The 18654-nt window shown below is 33.3% G+C and carries 18 protein-coding genes; 7 read left to right on the plus strand and 11 right to left on the minus strand.

Going from position 1 to position 18654, the window contains the following annotated elements:
* From ABD816_RS11920 to ABD816_RS11970, 11 genes are all read right to left on the minus strand, one after another.
* The coding region (locus ABD816_RS11920) for a transposase (protein WP_344926186.1) at positions 1 to 119 on the minus strand (119 nt) is incomplete at its 3' end.
* A gap of 202 nt (positions 120 to 321) precedes the next feature.
* Entirely contained in the window at positions 322 to 1110 is a 789-nt protein-coding gene (locus tag ABD816_RS11925; RefSeq protein WP_344927628.1) for an SDR family oxidoreductase, read from the minus strand.
* 206 nt (positions 1111 to 1316) lie between these two features.
* A complete protein-coding gene (locus ABD816_RS11930; protein WP_344927630.1) occupies positions 1317 to 1538 on the minus strand; it encodes a hypothetical protein in 222 nt (73 codons plus the stop codon).
* Positions 1531 to 2400 carry a DUF6268 family outer membrane beta-barrel protein gene (locus ABD816_RS11935; protein ID WP_344927632.1) on the minus strand — a complete coding sequence of 290 codons (870 nt, stop codon included), beginning with the start codon at positions 2398 to 2400 and terminating at the stop codon, positions 1531 to 1533. The genes ABD816_RS11930 and ABD816_RS11935 overlap by 8 nt, the downstream gene beginning before the upstream one ends.
* The gene (locus ABD816_RS11940; RefSeq protein WP_425549117.1) at positions 2397 to 2768 is read right to left on the minus strand and encodes a DUF2147 domain-containing protein; all 372 of its coding nucleotides are present in this window, start codon (positions 2766 to 2768) and stop codon (positions 2397 to 2399) included. The genes ABD816_RS11935 and ABD816_RS11940 overlap by 4 nt, the downstream gene beginning before the upstream one ends.
* 26 nt (positions 2769 to 2794) lie before the next feature.
* Complete coding sequence (locus ABD816_RS11945; protein ID WP_344927636.1) at positions 2795 to 4558, minus strand: CocE/NonD family hydrolase; 1764 nt, start codon at positions 4556 to 4558, stop codon at positions 2795 to 2797.
* A 69-nt stretch (positions 4559 to 4627) separates the two neighbouring features.
* Positions 4628 to 5206, minus strand: coding sequence for a Crp/Fnr family transcriptional regulator (locus tag ABD816_RS11950; RefSeq protein ID WP_344927638.1), 579 nt, complete (start codon positions 5204 to 5206; stop codon positions 4628 to 4630).
* Between the two features lie 5 nt (positions 5207 to 5211).
* Positions 5212 to 6126, minus strand: a complete 915-nt coding sequence (locus ABD816_RS11955; protein WP_344927639.1) for a DAPG hydrolase family protein — start codon at positions 6124 to 6126, stop codon at positions 5212 to 5214.
* 187 nt (positions 6127 to 6313) lie between these two features.
* The gene (locus ABD816_RS11960; protein WP_344927642.1) at positions 6314 to 6868 is read right to left on the minus strand and encodes an HXXEE domain-containing protein; all 555 of its coding nucleotides are present in this window, start codon (positions 6866 to 6868) and stop codon (positions 6314 to 6316) included.
* A 414-nt stretch (positions 6869 to 7282) separates the two neighbouring features.
* Complete coding sequence (locus ABD816_RS11965; protein WP_344927644.1) at positions 7283 to 8122, minus strand: LytR/AlgR family response regulator transcription factor; 840 nt, start codon at positions 8120 to 8122, stop codon at positions 7283 to 7285.
* A 178-nt stretch (positions 8123 to 8300) separates the two neighbouring features.
* Positions 8301 to 8756, minus strand: a complete 456-nt coding sequence (locus tag ABD816_RS11970) for a GAF domain-containing protein (RefSeq protein ID WP_344927892.1) — start codon at positions 8754 to 8756, stop codon at positions 8301 to 8303.
* A 139-nt stretch (positions 8757 to 8895) separates the two neighbouring features.
* On the opposite strand from ABD816_RS11970, the gene ABD816_RS11975 reads away from it, so the two are divergent.
* The 7 genes from ABD816_RS11975 to ABD816_RS12005 all read left to right on the plus strand — a co-directional run bounded on the left by ABD816_RS11975 (position 8896) and on the right by ABD816_RS12005 (position 18625).
* Positions 8896 to 9312, plus strand: a complete 417-nt coding sequence (locus ABD816_RS11975) for an HYC_CC_PP family protein (RefSeq protein ID WP_344927645.1) — start codon at positions 8896 to 8898, stop codon at positions 9310 to 9312.
* Positions 9313 to 9436: 124 nt separating this feature from the next.
* A complete protein-coding gene (locus tag ABD816_RS11980) occupies positions 9437 to 13171 on the plus strand; it encodes an efflux RND transporter permease subunit (protein ID WP_344927648.1) in 3735 nt (1244 codons plus the stop codon).
* Positions 13172 to 13302: 131 nt separating this feature from the next.
* Entirely contained in the window at positions 13303 to 14562 is a 1260-nt protein-coding gene (locus ABD816_RS11985; RefSeq protein WP_344927649.1) for a TolC family protein, read from the plus strand.
* A 235-nt stretch (positions 14563 to 14797) separates the two neighbouring features.
* Positions 14798 to 15361: a DUF3347 domain-containing protein gene (locus ABD816_RS11990; protein WP_344927650.1), complete on the plus strand. Its 564-nt coding sequence runs from the start codon at positions 14798 to 14800 to the stop codon at positions 15359 to 15361.
* A complete protein-coding gene (locus ABD816_RS11995) occupies positions 15358 to 16092 on the plus strand; it encodes a heavy metal translocating P-type ATPase (protein ID WP_344927651.1) in 735 nt (244 codons plus the stop codon). Before ABD816_RS11990 ends, ABD816_RS11995 begins: the two co-directional genes overlap by 4 nt.
* Positions 16089 to 17810, plus strand: a complete 1722-nt coding sequence (locus tag ABD816_RS12000) for an efflux RND transporter periplasmic adaptor subunit (protein WP_344927653.1) — start codon at positions 16089 to 16091, stop codon at positions 17808 to 17810. The genes ABD816_RS11995 and ABD816_RS12000 overlap by 4 nt, the downstream gene beginning before the upstream one ends.
* A 44-nt stretch (positions 17811 to 17854) precedes the next feature.
* Positions 17855 to 18625 carry a M15 family metallopeptidase gene (locus tag ABD816_RS12005; RefSeq protein WP_344927654.1) on the plus strand — a complete coding sequence of 257 codons (771 nt, stop codon included), beginning with the start codon at positions 17855 to 17857 and terminating at the stop codon, positions 18623 to 18625.
* The last annotated feature ends 29 nt before the right edge of the window (positions 18626 to 18654 follow it).

The following is an 18654-nucleotide window of genomic DNA, read 5'->3' on the forward strand; positions in this document are numbered from 1 at the left end:
TGGGAAGGATGAATGTCAAACTTTGAGGCGATTTCCTGCAGAGTAAGTTGATCTTTGATAGCTTCCAAAGCAACCTTTGCTTTGAATGCAGAACTAAATTTTCTTCTCGATTTTTTCATATGTACAGTTTTAAATTTACAATTTAAATAGCTGTCTTAAAAATGGGGAGTATTATACTCTTTGGATTTACATTCATTGATTCTCATCTAATCTGTTGTAAAGAAAGATATAGAGTAGGCTAGGCTGGTTTATTAATTTTAGATGCACGTTAACTTTATATAAGCTTCTATAACGGTTACTTTTTTTAATCTTGCATTCCCATTAGGTAACCTTTTGGTTCACAATAATCTTGTCAAATAAAGAAGGAGACAATCGCTTCAATAACATAGCCATTTTTTCTTTATATCCTCCAATATATACGTAGGCTTTACGCTTATGAATAGAAGCCAGTGCTTTTTTTGCAAATACGTCCGGTTGAAGTCCTAAATTGTTTTGACTGTTATGTGTGATTTTATAAGTGGTTCCTATGGCATTTTTAACAATATTAGTAGCAATAAATCCAGGTAAAATAGTCAACACATTGACTCCCTCTTCCATCATTTCTAACCGTAAAGATTCAAAGTAGCCTATTACGCCATGTTTAGCCGCTGCATATGCAGTACGATATTTAGTGTTGATTTTACCCATCACACTACTAATAACCACAATTTGTCCTTTCTGTTTAATGATTTCTGTAAGAACAGCTTTAGTCAGAGCAATGGTCCCAATTAAATCCACTTCAATCACTGTGAGTTCGTCTTTAAAGGAGGTGTCTTTGGCAAGGCTACGTTGGCTTATACCAGCATTGTTTACCAATATGTCTATTCTGCCAAAAGCTTTAATGGCAATTTGAGCAATAGTTTCTGCTTCATTATATTTTTGAACGTCAAAAGGTATTATTATGGATTGGGCATCACTATTTGTAAAAGAATTTTTTACTCTTTCTAATTCTTTTACATTTCTAGCGGATAAAATAACATTTGCTCCCTCAGCATTGAAAGCTCGTGCCATAGATTCACCGAGGCCAGAAGAAGCTCCTGTTATCCATATAACTTTGCCTTTAAATCTCATTTGATGGTTACTTTTCTAATTATTTATTGCTATAACATAATGAATTCTTCGCTATTCATCAAATTGATGATCATCTTTTACTTACCCTTGTGTGGGTTGTATACATTTTTTACTAATAAAATCAATCAAGTGTAATATAAAAACTTAAATTTTTACTAAGAAATATAAACCTATGTAGCTCGATCTTAATTCCTTTAATTTTTACATTAGTCTAGCAATTCTTCAACAAAAAATCCTATCCCACTGAGAAGTTTTATAACTTTATCGGCAATAATTGCTTCACTTTCAATTCTAAGAATATTATCGCAATCTTCTAAATCCGTATTCCAATTAATTATAGAATCAATTTGATTCAAAACCGATGACAGTTTTATTAGCTCCTTTTCACATATAGAAGTCTTAAATACAGAAATTACTATATCAGTCATTTATATCAGGTTTAATCACTAATCCAAGATTAAAGAAAGCTTGAGTAGGCAATGTTGTCTCTATCACATCCTCATTTTCCTGTACCAGATTGTATCTACGGTTAGTACTAATGCCTCCTGTAAGTTCAAGAGTTATTTTTTTTTTTGGTTTGTAATATATCACAGGCCCTATATTAGCTCTGGTGTAATTAACTTTATTAACATCATCAATTTGATTTGAAAACCCTGTAAGATTAAAGTTCGCTCCATTCACAGCGGCTTTTATCCCGATATCAAAATTATGTGTTGCTTCATAGGCATATAATACTCTTGTAGGAAGCAAGGCATTTATTCTATGCTTATTTGAATTGAACTTTATCGGCATAACAGGAATCACCATAGGTTGTCCAAACCTCGTACTATAGAGAAGACCGGCACCTACGTTAAGTTTTGTGTTTATTGTTTTAGAGGCTATTGCCATAGACTGAAGAACCAAATCATCAGAAGATAACGAAGATTCAAAATCAGAAGCTAAAGTAGGTTCTAATACTCCAATAAAAGCCCATTTTTTATTAAATTTATGTAGCAACATAAATCGATAACTAATTGAGTGTAGTACTAATTCCTGGTCTATGATGGATATGTGATTTTTTAGATCATTGATCCGAACTTGCCCATAAAAGAGACCATTGATTAATATCGTTTTATCATTTTTAAGCTTAGTGGGGATGTTTATAAAAGCTCCAAATTCTTGTATAGAAAAGTCGTTGCTATCAATAGCAGGATAATTTAGATATTTAATTCCTGCTAACTCAAAATCTTGACTGAAGATGGTTGAAACAAAAATAAATAGAGAATACAGAGTAAGTCTTAACGATTTCATCCTTTTGTTTTTTTCCATATTAAAGTCTTACTAAGAAAACCAACACTTACTTTTAATTGAAGCACGTTGTCTTGAGGAGAAATCTCAACATCATACCATTCTTTACGTTGGTGAGCATAGATGCTGCCTACCCACGTATTATCTTCTTTTTTCAGGTCTTTTAGTATAACTTTACCTAATTCAATATCCTTTTTATCAGAGGATTTTATTTTTCCTACGATTGTTCCGTTTGATTCTGTGACCTCAATCATAGTGTTATCTTTACCTGAATTCCAAATGCCTTGTAAAGTGTACTGAGAGAAAAGTTCAGTGGAAACAAACAGTAAGGATATTATACATATCAAGTTAATTGAATTTTTGTCGAACATATTTTTGAAATTTTATAATGAAATAATTAGTTAGGAATAACCGGAATCAATATGTGTGAATCAAATTTATTTCCTGTATGAATCATATGTGTTCCTTTGTTAACCGAAGAGTTATGGCCTAAAGAAGGATGGCTAAAGAAGTCTTTTCCCTGAATAACTACCTGAAAGGATTCTCCTTTTTTGAATAAAGTACTACTTGGCAAGATTTCAATCTCTACAGGTACAATCTCGTTTCTATTTATTTTTTGAGTGTTTTGATGGGTTAAAACAGGTTGCCAGGGAGTAGATTTTATTGGATCTAACTCACGCTCCGAAACGCGCAACCAGCCCAAAGAAACAGGGCTTTTATTATGACCAAGTTTTCCATAGAAATGAACTTCTTTACCTAAGGTATTAAGTTTTTTTATAGCAACAAATAGATCCATATCAGAACCTTTGCTTGTAGAAACCCAAAGTTTTAGTTTCATATTGCCACTTAATTCTGTGTCTTTATCAAATGTATATGTAAAACTTACATTACTTTCAAAGGGTTGGTAATCAACAGTTTTGTTATTGCTTACAGGTTCAGTTTGAAGCATATTAGAGTTTCCGTCTAAATACATTTTTCTATATTCAGTTCCCTCAATTGGCCAGGAATCTTCGTAGCGCACTTGATACTTTTCTAAGTTTTCTCTTACTTCCAGACGAACTGCAGGAGTACTATCAAAGCCATTATCAATACCTTTTAAGAAATAATCAAAAAAGTTTTTTTGATACGTAAGTGCATCTTCACTATAATAAACTGCCCATTTAGAACGTCCGTGAGTATACATCCATTTATTTTTTGAAGAAATCTTTTTATATGCTTCAAAAGAACCGCGCGAATGCAATCCTTGATCAGACCAAGTAGCACAAACCAAAGCAGGGACTTCAACAGTATTTAAATGAATGAATGACCTAGACGAAATCTTTTTTAAGAGCTTTGGTGTTTTTTGTGCCTGTTTAAAAATAAAATATGAAGGAAGAGGCTTTTTTTTATTAGCCCAATTATTAGCTCTTTTCATCCAGAATTCAGTAAACACTGTTTCAGGAATTCCACCATGATATAGTACTTCTCGGTAGGGATCTGTATTACCTTCCCACGGTATGATAGCTTTTAGATAAGAAGGAGGATTTTTACTGGCAGCAACCCATTGAGCAATCGATAAATACGATACGCCATTTAGTCCCACATTGCCATTACTCCAGGGCTGTGTTCCTGCCCAAGTAATAGCTTCATGGAAATCCTTAACATTTTGGTCATCAAATAGAGTAGCCGCTCCTTCAGATTGATGATACCCGCGAGAATCTACCTGAATTACGGCATATCCATGTTTTAACCAAAACGCTGGATCGGGTGCTTCCCACATGGTCCAGGGACTAACTTCAAAAGGCCCTAGGGTAAAATCATCTGTATATTCAGCTTTTAATACAGCTGGATACTCCTCGGGACCTCTGTCTTTGCCGCGTGCTGTAAATGACATTACAACGGGATAACGTCCTTCTGTTTTAGGACGGAATACATTTGCATATAAGGATACACCATCACTCATAGTAATAGGAATGCCTTGCTCTACAATGGTCACCTCTTCTAAAGAATCAATATTTAGTATGGATACGGGATATACATCCGAATCAGAAGGTTCAAAATCTTCAAATGAAATTTTTTTATTTGATTTCACATTTTCATAAGGATGTAATAGAGCGCATGCATTCATTGTAATTGTTAAGATGATCAACGACAACAGCGTTCTTACTTTTGTTTTTTTCATTATTCTCCTTTTTTGTAGAGACAAAACTAATGTCGAGATATTAGAAAAATCTCGACATTTGTTGAGAAATCAGTTTTTTATATTTTTCCTTACGCGGCTTAATTGTGTAGGAGTGATTCCAATCATAGAGGCAATCAAACGAAGAGGAAATTTTTTCATCAAAGTCGGATAATTATTAAGAATAAATTGGTATCGTTCTCTGGAGTCACTTGTGAGGAATAATAAGTGTCTTTTACCTAATGCTACCACTATTTCTGAAATATGCTCTCTAATTAAGATATTAAAAGTTAAGTTTTGTTTCAGTAACCTATCCATAGCAACTACTGAAGTAACAAGAACAGAAGATGTCTCCAAAAACTCTATACTCACTGCAGTTGGTTTGTGTGTTTTTATACTGATCAAATCAATCATAAATTTATTTTCCTGAAGAATATTTGCAGTCGTAATACTTCCATTTTTATGCGTTATCAAAACCTTTACACTACCACTTGTAATGAATCCAAGTTTTTTGCTAATTGTATAGCTCTGTTTAAAAACATCCCCTTTTTCAAATACTTTTGTCTCAAAAATATTTAGTATTGCTCCAATTTCCTTTTCATTATGATTGAAAACAACTGACCGGATAAAGTGTTCTAAGAGATGTTTCATATGTGTTAATTTTTTGGACCATATACTGCATAAAGCTCTGGTAAAAAACCGGCTAATTGACTATACTCAGTAGCACAATGAAATGCAAGTTCTTTTGGAGCGTAAGAAGGCATTGCTCTCCGTTTTATAAATTGATTATCCGCTAAAAAAGCAGCTAGCCCCAATCCTCCAGACATAGGTTCTAAATCACGAGCCATCCAAAACCTGCTTCGCATTTCAACTCCACCTTTAACCGGACGTATGTAATGTATCATATCTGTATGCTTAAATAACCCATTAGCCAATCCAACTCTAACTGTCACAATTGATGTAGAATCAGGTTCTTCATTGAAACCAAACTCATCAGGAGGTACAAAATCCAATCTTATTTGACTTACACCAAGCCCGACATCCTCTACAGGAAACCTGCTTTTGCCCCAATTTTCTTTTCCATTAGGATGTTTTAATGTATTCGGTGTATCAATTTCAGCCATTGAATAATGAGCTCCGGGATACCAAATTTTATATCTTATATTTTCTTTTTGTTGAGCCCAGACAAACCACCAGTCAAGCATTTTGGCAGTAGCATTTGGAAAAAATGTTTTGACAGCAACGTATCCGGATCCATCTTCTAATAAACACCAACCATTTTCAACTTTTTGATAACCAGGATTTGATAATTCTAAGCGATTTTCCCATGCTAACATATCCGATGGAATGATAGGACCCTTACGAAGACTCTCTAATACCACTGAATCTGGTTTAGTGATTTTATACCAGTATTTTGCAAGTGGATGTTGTTGCTCACGTTCTGTAAGGTAAGCATGCCAGTTTTCTGATGGCGAAGCAGGGGGTTTACGATAATCAAATAAATAGATAATAACGCAAACCAATAGTATTCCGGTTCCAAATACAACTGCTATTTTACCAATTAATTTCATCTTTATTTTTCTTTTTCTATGATTCATTAAAGGAATAGTATACATCGGTTAAGGATTATAATCTAGATTAAAATCGTTTGTAATCTTGTTGATTGTTATCTGTTCATAACTTTTATTCAATTTTAATAACAAGAGTATTTGATTTATAACATTGCATAGTACTCTACCTAAGAAAAATCTTTTGTGGTTATTGATTTTTTGAAATTCTGGTTTCATGAATTATCAGATATATTAAAACCATTATAAACAATCCCGGAATTGCTAATCCACCAACTAATTCAAAGATGCTAAAGCCTATTAAACCTAATGTTATAAGAATATATGCGGTTTTTTTAGAGATCCAATTTTCTGTTCTTGCTTTATGTAAAATTAATAAGTTGATGGGTATATACAACAGTATTGCTGTTACTGTTCCAGGGCTATAGTCCATAAAAAAAATACCTGCACCAATATGAAAAAAGGCATTTATAAACTGTGACATCATAAAAAATATAACTACGACATTTGCAGTAGGCTTGCTTTTTCGAATTGAAAATAAAAAAATAAATAATATTGATATAAAGGTGATTACAATAAAAACGTATTCTGTAGTAAGTGGATTATTATTAAGAAAGTATTTTGCTCTCCAAGTTCTAAAGTTTCCTTCTTTTTCTTCAAAATGATGAATACTATAGGCTAAAGGAGCCAAAAGTAAACTAGATGAAAAAGTTAATTTTTCTAGTTGATTTTTTATAATACTCATATAAAAATGATTTTAATCTAATAGATGAATTAATTTATAATACATTATTTGTCAATAAAATAAGTTGATTGCTCTATAAAATCTCGATTATAAGAAATATGGCGTCTCATCGAATTCATATACATTTTTATTTTTACTGTTTTATAACATATGGTGAAAAGACATAAACTCGACAAAATAAAAACTAGGTAGTTTTTTTGCCTTCCATCTTCTTAGTGATATGGAATACAAGTATCCGAATAATTATAATTAGGAAAGCAAATTAAATTTTGAATTGAAAAAAATTATGAATGAGTGGTACGTTAAAAAAATGAATGGTACATTATCATAGTTGAATAGTACTCTAACATCGCTTGTATGGAAAAGTGTATAGTGTTTTAAACTATTTGAAGTTTGATAATCTAATTTGGGTTATTAGGTATTAGAGTTATACCATTCTATGAAATCATTGACATTTGATCGGCTAACAATAATATCAAAATCTGTCGGGATATTTACAAGTATCTTTAGTCTTCTGTCATCTAACCTTATCATCTCTACCACGCTTTTTCTATGAATAATACTTTGTCTATTTATTCTAAAAAAATTAGAAGGGTCAAGTTCTTTCTCTAGTTTATTTAGTTTTTTTTGGAAAAGAAATTTTTTGTCATCAAAAGTAAATAAGAATAAATTTCCGTGTTCTAAATGGAAAAAGGCAATGTTTTCTGAAGCAATTGGAATGATCTTATTACGAAACAAGACAAGAAAGTTATATGTATACTTTTTAGTCGTCTTATTTTCTAAAATATGGTTAGAATTATGTACCGTGGCATCCAGAAATTGATTCTGTAGTTTATTGTATTTGTTTTGAAGATCCTGGTTTATTGTCCTGTAATTCAGGTAATTTAAAACGATTAATGTAGGGATGATGACAAAAAGATGTCTTAAGACAAGATAGAGACCATTTTCACTTGCAATAACACCAAATTTTGGAAACAAAAACATTCCAAGCCAATATGCAACTATCGTATTTAATCCATTCAGTATGATAAAAATAAAAATGAATGTTAGCGTACTACTAATTTTTGGTTTAACAATATATAGAAGGTAATAATTGGTAATCCAAACCAGAAAAGCCTTAATAAAAGTCGCTAAAAAATGGGCAACAATTTCCCAGAACTCAAATGAACTCGTTTTATCACCCATAATAATGGAGAAGAAACCAAGTAGCATGGAATAATTAATCCCAATTAATGAATATTTTATAAGATTCATTGACAATTATAATTATTTCTTGTTCTTAAGTTATTATTATTTTTTAATAATAACTATTCTAATATAGTACTACTATCTACAAAAAAAACAGTAATTCACAGAAAATTATAATAGTTGTCAATAGTTTAAAATATCCAATTTAATTAAAAAACCGGATGCTTACTATTGAGTTTTGAATCTATAAGATCGTTGCTACTTCTTGATTCACAAATTCCAAGAATCTTTCATCTTCTTCTGTAAATGGATCGCGTGAATTCGAGTCGATATCAATCTGGCCAATGTTTTCACCATCCTTGAATAAAGGAATTACAATTTCTGATTTAACACTTATACTGCAAGCTATATAGTTATCTTGTGCCTGCACATCAGGTACGACAAAGTTTTTATTGGAGACTGCTACTTGACCACAGATTCCAGCTCCAAAAGGAATAATCTCATGAGATGTTTCCTCTCCTACATAGGTGCGAAGTTTAAGTTCTTCTTTATCCCCATTTTTAAAGTAAAATCCAACCCAGTCGTAATAAGTAATAGTATCTTTAAGTAATTGACAAACCTCATGTAACCTATCAGTTATGGATGTGTCATTCTTGCCAAGGATTTTTACAACCTCGGGCTTTAATTTTTCAAATAGCATTCCTAACAATTTTTCGAGTAAAAGTATTTATTTTTTTTTGAATAGGCTTGTTTTTAAAATGGTATTGTTTTGTTAAAAATCCTGAAGCAATACGGTAATAATTAACTAAGTTCTATTTATTGTTTACTTTTGTATACCTATGCAATCCACGTTTCAGAAAATAGCATCTTTACTTTTGGCATTTTTGCTGGTGTTTTCTACTGTATCCTTTACAGTAAAAAAACATTATTGCGGTAGATTTTTAGTTGATATAGCTGTGTTTTCTTCGGCTAAAGATTGCGGAATGAATAAGATGAATTCTTCAGATCATCTGGAGATGGATTTTGAAAAAGCATCTTGTTGCAAGGATGAGGTACAAACTATAGAAGGTCAGAATGAATGTAAGTTTTCATTTGATCAGTTAGAAATACCTCAACAGCAGTTTCTAGCCGTTTTTTGTAATTCTTATACTATTGCATGTTTAACACGGGAACGAATAGCTTTTGGTTATGAAGAATATGCACCTCCCGAACGAATTCTTGACATACAAGTTCTTTACGAGACTTTCCTTATTTGATGCAGTGACTCTTGATCACTTTATCTCATAGATATTATATGTCTATTAGATATAAAACCTTTGCGTGTTTTCGCTAGAAAATATACAAATTAACTTTGATTAATAGTACATAAGTTTAGATATCATGCTCAATAAAAGCATCAGGTTTTTAATAGAAAACAAGCTCGTTGCAGTCCTTCTTTTATTTTTTTTAACAGGATGGGGACTGATACATGCGCCGTTCAAATGGGATATTAATTTTCTTCCCACAAACCCGGTTGCGGTAGATGCCATTCCGGATATAGGGGAGAATCAACAAATTGTTTTTACTAAATGGGATGGCAGGTCTCCTCAGGATATAGAAGATCAAATTACCTATCCGTTAACCACCTCTTTATTAGGAATACCCGGAGTAAAAACCATTAGAAGTTCTTCTATGTTTGGGTTTTCTAGTATTTATATCATTTTTGAAGAAGATATTGAATTCTATTGGAGTCGTAGCAGGATTCTTGAAAAAATAAATGCTTTACCCGCTGGATTATTACCGGATGGAATACGTCCTTCTTTAGGCCCGGATGGTACTGGATTAGGACAAATTTTCTGGTATACCTTAGAAGGACGGGATGCGGATGGACATGTAACCGGAGGGTGGGATCTGCAGGAATTGAGAAGTATTCAGGATTATTATGTTAAAAATTCATTAGCTGCTTCAGGTGGAGTTGCTGAAGTAGCATCTATTGGAGGGTATGTTAAAGAATATCAAATAGATGTAGACCCGCTGGTGATGAAGGAGTATGGTGTCGATTTACAACAAGTAGTAAAAGCGGTAAAAGAAAGTAATCGAGATATTGGAGCACAAACCTTAGAAATTAATCGGGCAGAGTATGTAGTTCGCGGTTTGGGATATATACAATCAATAAAGGATATCGAACAGTCAGTGGTTGTATCCCAGCAATATACTCCTATTAGGATACAGGATATAGCAAAGGTATCATTGGGTCCTGCGGTAAGACGTGGTATTCTGGATAAAGAAGGAGCAGAAGTAGTTGGAGGGGTTGTAGTAGCACGCTATGGTGCAAATCCTATGGAAGTAATTACGAATATAAAAAATAAGATCAATGAAATAAAAGAAGGATTACCTTCTAAAATATTAAAAGATGGCAGGAACTCTCAACTCACCATTGTACCCTTTTATGATCGTACAGAATTAATACAAGAAACATTAGGAACGCTTAATGAAGCTCTGATGCTAGAGATTCTGATTACCATACTTGTGATCATTTTAATGGTTTTTAATCTTAGGGCATCTGTATTGATTTCTGGATCATTACCCGTAGCGGTTGTCATGGTTTTTATAGCAATGAAACTTTTTGATGTAGATGCTAATATTGTAGCATTATCAGGAATTGCAATCGCTATTGGTACGATGGTAGATGTAGGAGTTATTCTTTCCGAAAATATTATACGACATCTGGATGAGTATAAGGATAAAGCATCTATTAACACGCTGGTGTATAATGCAACAACAGAGGTGTCAGCAGCTATTATCACAGCCGTATGCACAACTATTATAAGCTTTATTCCTGTTTTTACGTTAACTGGAGCAGAAGGAAAATTATTTCGTCCGTTAGCATTTACAAAAACAGCAGCACTCATAGCTGCTCTGATCGTTGCCTTATTTTTAATTCCTCCTTTTGCAGCGTATTTGTTTAAAAAACGAGATGTCAGAAAAAGGATGGCATACCTTATTAGCTTGTTGCTTATTATATCCGGAATAGTAGCTGTCTATTTGGGGGTTCTTATTGGAGTAGTTCTTATCATTTTTGGGAGTGTTCAAGTATTGAAAGTAAGAGGTAAAATTTCAGAGCATAGAACAAAAATTATATACATCAGTGTTTCAGCGTTTACACTACTTTTACTACTAGCATCATATTGGAGGCCGCTTGGCATAGATGTGGCTATGGGGTGGAACTTTCTTTTTGTAAGTACTATTTGTTTAGCATTACTAGGAATTTTTATGCTATTCAGAACTTATTATGGGCAGATATTAGCGTGGGCATTGACTTATAAAATGGTATTTCTATCTATACCTGTTACCATTATAATATTGGGCTTTCTGATTATGAGAAATACAGGTAAGGAGTTTATGCCTTCACTAAATGAAGGTTCCTTTTTATTGATGCCTACCTCTTTGCCACACGCAGGAATACAAGAAAATAAAAGAATTTTACAACAATTGGATATGGCCGTAGCTACCATTCCAGAAATAAAAACAGTTGTAGGTAAAGCAGGACGGATAGAATCGGCATTAGATCCTGCACCATTATCAATGTATGAGAATATCATACAGTACCAACCAGAATATATGCTGAATGAAAAAGGGGTTCGACAACGATTTAGAGTAAATGATCAAGGTCTTTATATAACTAAAAATGGTGATTTTGTTGCGAACCCAAATACTACCAGGATTAATAAGAACGCTGTCGAGAATTCCATGGGATCTAAACTGGAGAAGGGTAATAGTTTAATTCCTGATGATACCGGTGAATATTATAGAAATTGGAGACCTCATATAAAAACTCCAGATGATATATGGCAGGAAATAGTAAGTGTAACTAAATTACCAGGAATTACAGCTGCACCAAAATTACAACCAATAGAAACCAGGCTTATTATGTTGCAAACTGGTATGAGGGCACCTATGGGGATCAAAGTAAAAGGTCAGAATTTAGAAGAAATAGAAACTTTTGGACTTCAGTTAGAAACCGTTTTGAAACAAGTGAAGGGTATAAAAAAAGAGGCCGTTTTTGCAGATAGGATTGTAGGAAAGCCATATCTCATAATTGATATAGACAGAGATAAAATTGCACGTTATGGAGTATCTATAGAAGATGTTCAACAGGTGTTACAGGTAGCTCTGGGGGGAATAGAGTTAACCCAAACAGTAGAGGGACGAGAACGATATGGGGTTAGAGTACGATATCCCAGGGAACTTCGTGATAGTCTGGAGGATATCAAAGATATTTATGTTCCGGTGTCAAACGGAAATTCAGTCCCATTAAGTGAATTGGTGACCATTAAATATGAAGAAGGACCACAGGTAATCAAAAGCGAAGATACCTTTTTAACAGGGTATGTATTATTCGATAAGTTAAATGGTTTTGCCGAAATGGAGGTGATAGAAAATGCACAAGTGTTAATAGATCAGAAAATTAAAAATGGAGGATTAGTACTTCCTAAAGGGGTCAATTACCAATTTACCGGAACTTACGAAAATCAAGTAAGAGCAGAAAAAACGCTTTCTGTAGTAATCCCGTTAGCAGTATTCATTATTTTTTTGATTTTATATTTTCAGTTTAAGTCCGTGGCTACATCTGTCATGGTTTTTAGTGGGATAGCAGTAGCCTTTGCAGGTGGGTTTATAATGATTTGGTTATATGGTCAGGATTGGTTCTTGAACATTACATTCTTTGGAGAAAATTTACGAACTCTTTTCCAGATACATACAATTAACCTAAGTGTAGCTGTATGGGTCGGTTTTATAGCTTTATTTGGTATTGCGACAGATGATGGGGTTGTAATGGCAACGTATCTGACTCAAAATTTTGAAAGAAATCAACCAAAAACAGTAAAAGAAATCCGAACTTCTGTAATAGAAGCAGGTGAAAAAAGAATTCGTCCTTGTCTAATGACAACAGCAACTACATTATTAGCTTTGTTACCTGTGCTAACAGCTACAGGAAGAGGTAGTGATATTATGATCCCTATGGCAATACCTGGTTTTGGAGGAATGTGCGTTGCATTGATAACCTTGTTTGTAGTTCCTGTATTATTTAGTTGGAAAGCAGAGTTGGTATTAGGGAGAAATGGTACTAGGTAATGGTGGCTAAGTAGTATGTTTGTAAATAAACAAAGTAGTGTCTTTTGCAAAAAGAAATTATAAAAGTCGAAGACGATTAAAAATTAGTGGATACAATGATTGGTATAGAAAAATCAAATACTAAAAGGACAATGAAGTTACAAAATGATACAGGTATACAATGGTTTAGTTTTATGTACGGTAAAAAAGTGTTTTTTATAGCTTCCTTTTTGTTTTCGACACTGGTTCATAGCCAAACGTTAGCAGATTATATAAATGAGGCAGAGCAAAATAACCCTGAGCTTAAGGCAAAAAAGTATGAATATGAAGCTTCACTAGAAAAAGCGGAAGAAGTGAGAAGCTATGAGAATACTTCTTTTGGAGCAGGTTATTTTATAAGTGAAGCAGAAACAAGAACAGGTGCACAGAAAGCAATGTTTAGCGCGAATCAAGCCATCCCTTGGTTCGGAACGCTAAAAGCCAGAAAAAATAAAGAAATATCTACTAGCGAAATTTATAAAAATGAACTCGATGTTTTAAGTAGAAAAATAGCATTGGGCGTCAAACAAAAGTATTATGAATTATATGGATATAGAGCTAAAGAAAAAATTCTAAAAGAACAAAAACAACTCATAGAGAATTATAAAGAAATCCTACTGTCTGAAGTGTCAAATAATAAAACTTCTGCGGTAGACGTCCTTAAAATAGAGATTGCTTTAAATGAGCTGGATAATACGATAGAAATACTAAAAGGTACAATGCTTAATACAGAGACAGGTTTTAATACGATTTTAGATAGAGACGGTTTTGAAGATTTAATCGTACCAGATAACCTAATTATCCCTGATGAAGAACCTACAATGGTTATAGACGATATTTTATATCACCCGGAATTATTAAAGTATGATACACTTGATGAAATGATGAATGCACAGAAGAAAGTAAATACAAAAGAGCGTATGCCGGGATTAAGTATAGGATTAGATTATGTAATTGTAGAAGAGCGTCCGGATTTGACCTTTGATGATAATGGAAAAGATATAATTATGCCAAAGGTTTCTGTTTCCATCCCTTTGTTTTCCAGAAAATATACATCCAGAGATAAACAGTTCGAATTACAACAGGAAAGTTATGTGCTACAACGTGAATCCGCACAAAATGAGTTAGGAGAAACCTTAGAAAAGGCAATAAATAATAGAATAACAGCAAGAATAAATTTTGATACACAATTGAAAAATAAAATTCAGGCAAAACAAGCTGAAGAGATTGCACTATCAGGATACCAAACAGGACAAGCAGCATTTGGCGACCTTTTGGAAATTCAGAAGATGTTACTGGATTTTGAAATAAAACAAGTAGAAGCAATTCAAGAATATTTTATTCAGACAGCAATTATTAATTATCTGAATTAAAGAGGAATCCCAGTTCTATTTTTATAATAGGCTCAAATAACTTGAATAATTTTTCGCTAATTTGAATTATAAAATTTTAACATAATCATAATAACGGTCTAATTTTCTAATGAAAAATAATAGAAAAAGAGTTGAGTTATTAGTCCGGTATAAAGGTGAAAACAGTATTAGTGTCATGTATAGAGTGATTAGAAAACGAATTAAAAAAATATAAACGATTATAAACAATAAGAAGATGAGAACAACAATAATTAAGACAGCAGTATGTGTAATAGCTATAACAACACTCCTTTCATGTGGGAAAGAGAAGAAAGCAAAAGAAACCACTCTCAATGAAATGGAGCAATCAGTAGATAAAAGTATCGATATTAATAAGACGGATACTAAAAGCGAAGTGCTTTTTACCAATGATACTATTAATGCTATATATCATCAATATCTTGCTATAAAAGCTGGTTTAGTGAATTCTAATAATGAAATAACCAGAGCAGAAGCAAAGAAAATGGAGACGCTTATACCAAATGAAGAAAAATATAAGCAGCTAGGTGGAGTAACTAAACTCATTGCACTGAATAAGAATATCGATAAACAACGTGATTTTTTAGTGACCCTTACAGAAGAGACAGAAAAATTAATCAGTGATGCAGCGATCACATCAGGAGAAGTGTACAAGCAGTTTTGTCCTATGGCTTTTGATGGTGCTGGGGGATATTGGTTATCTGATTCTAAAGAAGTTCGTAATCCATATTATGGAGATAAAATGTTGACCTGTGGTAGTGTAGAAAAGACAATAAAATGACACATAGTTATAAAATTTCAGATATGACCTGTAATGGCTGCAGGGCTCAGGTAGAACAAAAACTAAATGAGATTTCTGGAGTAGTAAAGGCTACAGTAAATCTGGAGGAAAAAGAGGCAAGTATCCAAATGGAAGAACACCTTGCCATTGAAACGTTACAACAAGCATTGCCAGAAAAATATACGATTACTCCAAAAGCAGAAAAAAATATCTTTTCTGATGGGATCACCAATGCTGTTACAGACGAAAAAGGTGAACTGCAACAATTAATTCCTTTGTTTCTGATATTCGGGTATATCAGCATAGCATCCGTATTGTTGAACTATGATCCTTGGCAAACTGATAGTTTTATGTTAGATTTCATGGGCTTGTTCTATATCGTATTTAGCTTTTTTAAAATGTTGGATTTAAAGGGGTTTCCGCAATCTTTTGCAATGTACGATCCATTAGCAAAAATAATCCCTGCTTATGGATGGATCTACCCTTTTATAGAGACAGCACTAGGTATTTTATTTTTAATGCGGATTCAAATTGAACTGGCATTAATTACTACGATTATAGTACTCGGAATTACTACTATTGGAGTAACAAGGTCTTTAATAGGTAAAAAAACAATTCAATGTGCTTGTTTGGGTACTGCGTTAAAACTTCCTATGACTAAGGCAACATTTATTGAGAATTCAGTGATGTTAGTGATGTCCATCTATATGTTAATAACAATGAGTGTATGAAAAAATATAGTGTATATCTAGGTTTGGTAGCAGTGGGTTTTTTTATCGGATACCTCATATTTGCGACAAAGAATACAGGAAAGAAAGCAGATAGTATTCTTAAAGTTGAGCAATCTGATACGCAATGGACTTGCGCAATGCATCCCCAGATTATGATGCCCGAACCCGGGGATTGCCCTTTATGTGGTATGGATTTAATTCCGGTAGATGCACAAACAGAAGGCCTCAGTACAGACGAATTTAGAATGACAGATAATGCAATGGCACTTGCCAATATACAAACGACGGTTGTAGGAGGAGAGCAAATAGGAGAAACAAATTCATTAACCCTTACAGGTAAGATTGTTGAAAATGCGGATGCCACAGCAACGCAACCTGCCCATTTTAATGGTAGGATAGAAAAGTTGTATGTCACTTCATTAGGAGAAGAGGTAAGGAGAGGACAAGCGATTGCACAGATATATGCTCCAGAATTAGTTGCTGCTCAGCAAGAGTTATTAACGGCTTATAAAACCAGAGCAAGTCAGCCTGCACTATATAATGCAGTCAAAAATAAATTTAAAAACTGGAAAATTACAGAAAAACAGCTTGAGGAAATAGAAAAAACCAGAGAGATAAAGACAAATTTGACTGTGTTTTCACATGTTTCTGGTGTTATTACAGAAATTTTGGTGAATGAAGGGGCACACATTATGGATGGTTATCCTATTTTTAAAGTTAGTAACCTCAATACTGTTTGGGCTTCATTTGATATGTATGAAAATCAAATCTCTCAAGTAGAAAAAGGTCAAAAATTAATTATTAGAACAAATGCATATCCCGATAAAGAGATTGATGCAGTAATTTCATTTATAGATCCGATAGTAAATACCACAACCAGAACAATTTCTATTCGTGCGGTGTTAGATAATAAAAAGAGCATCTTTAAACCAGGAATGTTTGTAGAAGGTATCGTAGTAGGAATTAATAACAAATCAGAAGGTAGTATTTCTATTCCTAAAAGTGCAGTCTTATGGACAGGAGAACGGTCTGTAGTATATGTAAAAAAACAAGGAGCACCTATTTTTGAAATGAAGGAGGTTATGTTAGGGAATTCAGAAAGAGATATGTATCAAATATTAGAAGGATTAAATATTGGAGATGAAATCGTTACTAATGGAACATTTACGGTAGATGCTGCTGCTCAGTTGCAAGGTAAAAAATCTATGATGCATCAGGATAAAAACAAATGGTCAGGTTCAAATATTGATGACAAGAATCAAAATGTGAGCTTGAAGCTACCTGAAGGTTTTCAACATAGTCTTGTAAAAATATTACCAACATATTTTTTATTAAAAGAAGAATTACTCTCAGCTGATATAGCAGGAGTAGTGGATTTTTCTGAAAAGATGGAACGCCAAATGGATGCATTGAAAACTCCGGATGTAGGTAAAGCAGAAAAAGAATTAGTGGATAAGAGTATACAAGTCCTAAAGGCACTCGTTAAAAATAAATCATTAAAAGAGCAACAACTTAATTTTATAAGTTTAAATGAATATTTAATTACACTTGTTAAAAATATAGATAACATTGCTCATCCTTTGTATGTTCAGAAGTGTCCTATGGTTCATACTAATGGTGCCAGTTGGCTCAGTGAAGAGAAAGAAATTAGAAATCCTTATTTTGGTGGTAATATGATTGCTTGCGGCAGTGTAATAGACACATTACGAACTCACTAAAAGAAGTGTTGTTAACGGAGAGGTATAAATGTAAATAGATTTTTATGAAAAAATATCAATGCTTTTATTGTGTATGGCTAATGATGTTGTTTTTTTATTCTTGTAAAGATACTGCTGTCATTCAAAGAAGTGAACCTGCAGATCAGAAGGTGGTTGAAGAACGATTACAAATAGAGGAAAATCTTCTGAAGGAAAAAGAAATTGCTCAGAAAAAGAAAGATCTGGAAGAGCGATATCGAATCAAGATTGCAGGATTAGATACAATCTCAGATAGTGATTTTGTAAATATAGAAGAGTATTCGGGTGATTTTATGTTAGATATGAAATATGCTACACCAGATAATTTTTTAAAAGAAGCGGTATATGACTGTGCAAAATGTTATATACGTGTTCCGGTAGCTAAGGCATTACTAAAAGCAAACGACACATTAATGAAGCTGGGCTATCGCCTTCGTTTTTTTGATTGTTATCGCCCTTATAGCGTTCAGAAAAAGATGTGGAAAATATTTCCTAATCCAGGGTATGTAGCAGATCCAAAAGGAGGCTCTATTCATAATAAAGGAGCAGCAGTTGATATTTCTTTGGTAACATTAGACGGCAGCAGCATAGATATGGGAACTGAATTTGATTTTTTTGGAAAAGAAGCACATCACTCCTATACCAAGTTATCAGCAGAAGTATTGGCACATCGAAAATTATTAAAAACAATCATGGAGAATCATGGTTTTAAAACGATTAGAACCGAATGGTGGCATTACAATTTTACAGCTGGCAGAAAATTTAGAATATCAGATTTCAGGTGGGAGTGTGAATAAAAAATGACACCCCATTGTAATAGGGTGTC

Origin of the sequence: Aquimarina addita, assembly GCF_039539305.1 — a bacterium.
Taxonomy (GTDB): domain Bacteria; phylum Bacteroidota; class Bacteroidia; order Flavobacteriales; family Flavobacteriaceae; genus Aquimarina; species Aquimarina addita.

Bases quoted from the DNA above. Each gene is read 5' to 3' on its own strand.
- ABD816_RS11965 (WP_344927644.1), bottom strand. From the start codon at position 8,122: ATGAATCTTATAAAATATTCATTAATTGGGATTAATTATTCCATGCTA.
- ABD816_RS11990 (WP_344927650.1), top strand. From the start codon at position 14,798: ATGAGAACAACAATAATTAAGACAGCAGTATGTGTAATAGCTATAACA.
- ABD816_RS11970 (WP_344927892.1), bottom strand. From the start codon at position 8,756: ATGCTATTTGAAAAATTAAAGCCCGAGGTTGTAAAAATCCTTGGCAAG.
- ABD816_RS11960 (WP_344927642.1), bottom strand. From the start codon at position 6,868: ATGAGTATTATAAAAAATCAACTAGAAAAATTAACTTTTTCATCTAGT.
- ABD816_RS11930 (WP_344927630.1), bottom strand. From the start codon at position 1,538: ATGACTGATATAGTAATTTCTGTATTTAAGACTTCTATATGTGAAAAG.
- ABD816_RS11935 (WP_344927632.1), bottom strand. From the start codon at position 2,400: ATGAAATCGTTAAGACTTACTCTGTATTCTCTATTTATTTTTGTTTCA.
- ABD816_RS12000 (WP_344927653.1), top strand. From the start codon at position 16,089: ATGAAAAAATATAGTGTATATCTAGGTTTGGTAGCAGTGGGTTTTTTT.
- ABD816_RS11925 (WP_344927628.1), bottom strand. From the start codon at position 1,110: ATGAGATTTAAAGGCAAAGTTATATGGATAACAGGAGCTTCTTCTGGC.
- ABD816_RS11995 (WP_344927651.1), top strand. From the start codon at position 15,358: ATGACACATAGTTATAAAATTTCAGATATGACCTGTAATGGCTGCAGG.
- ABD816_RS11975 (WP_344927645.1), top strand. From the start codon at position 8,896: ATGCAATCCACGTTTCAGAAAATAGCATCTTTACTTTTGGCATTTTTG.
- ABD816_RS12005 (WP_344927654.1), top strand. From the start codon at position 17,855: ATGAAAAAATATCAATGCTTTTATTGTGTATGGCTAATGATGTTGTTT.
- ABD816_RS11945 (WP_344927636.1), bottom strand. From the start codon at position 4,558: ATGAAAAAAACAAAAGTAAGAACGCTGTTGTCGTTGATCATCTTAACA.
- ABD816_RS11985 (WP_344927649.1), top strand. From the start codon at position 13,303: ATGAAGTTACAAAATGATACAGGTATACAATGGTTTAGTTTTATGTAC.
- ABD816_RS11950 (WP_344927638.1), bottom strand. From the start codon at position 5,206: ATGAAACATCTCTTAGAACACTTTATCCGGTCAGTTGTTTTCAATCAT.
- ABD816_RS11980 (WP_344927648.1), top strand. From the start codon at position 9,437: ATGCTCAATAAAAGCATCAGGTTTTTAATAGAAAACAAGCTCGTTGCA.
- ABD816_RS11955 (WP_344927639.1), bottom strand. From the start codon at position 6,126: ATGAAATTAATTGGTAAAATAGCAGTTGTATTTGGAACCGGAATACTA.
- ABD816_RS11940 (WP_425549117.1), bottom strand. From the start codon at position 2,768: ATGTTCGACAAAAATTCAATTAACTTGATATGTATAATATCCTTACTG.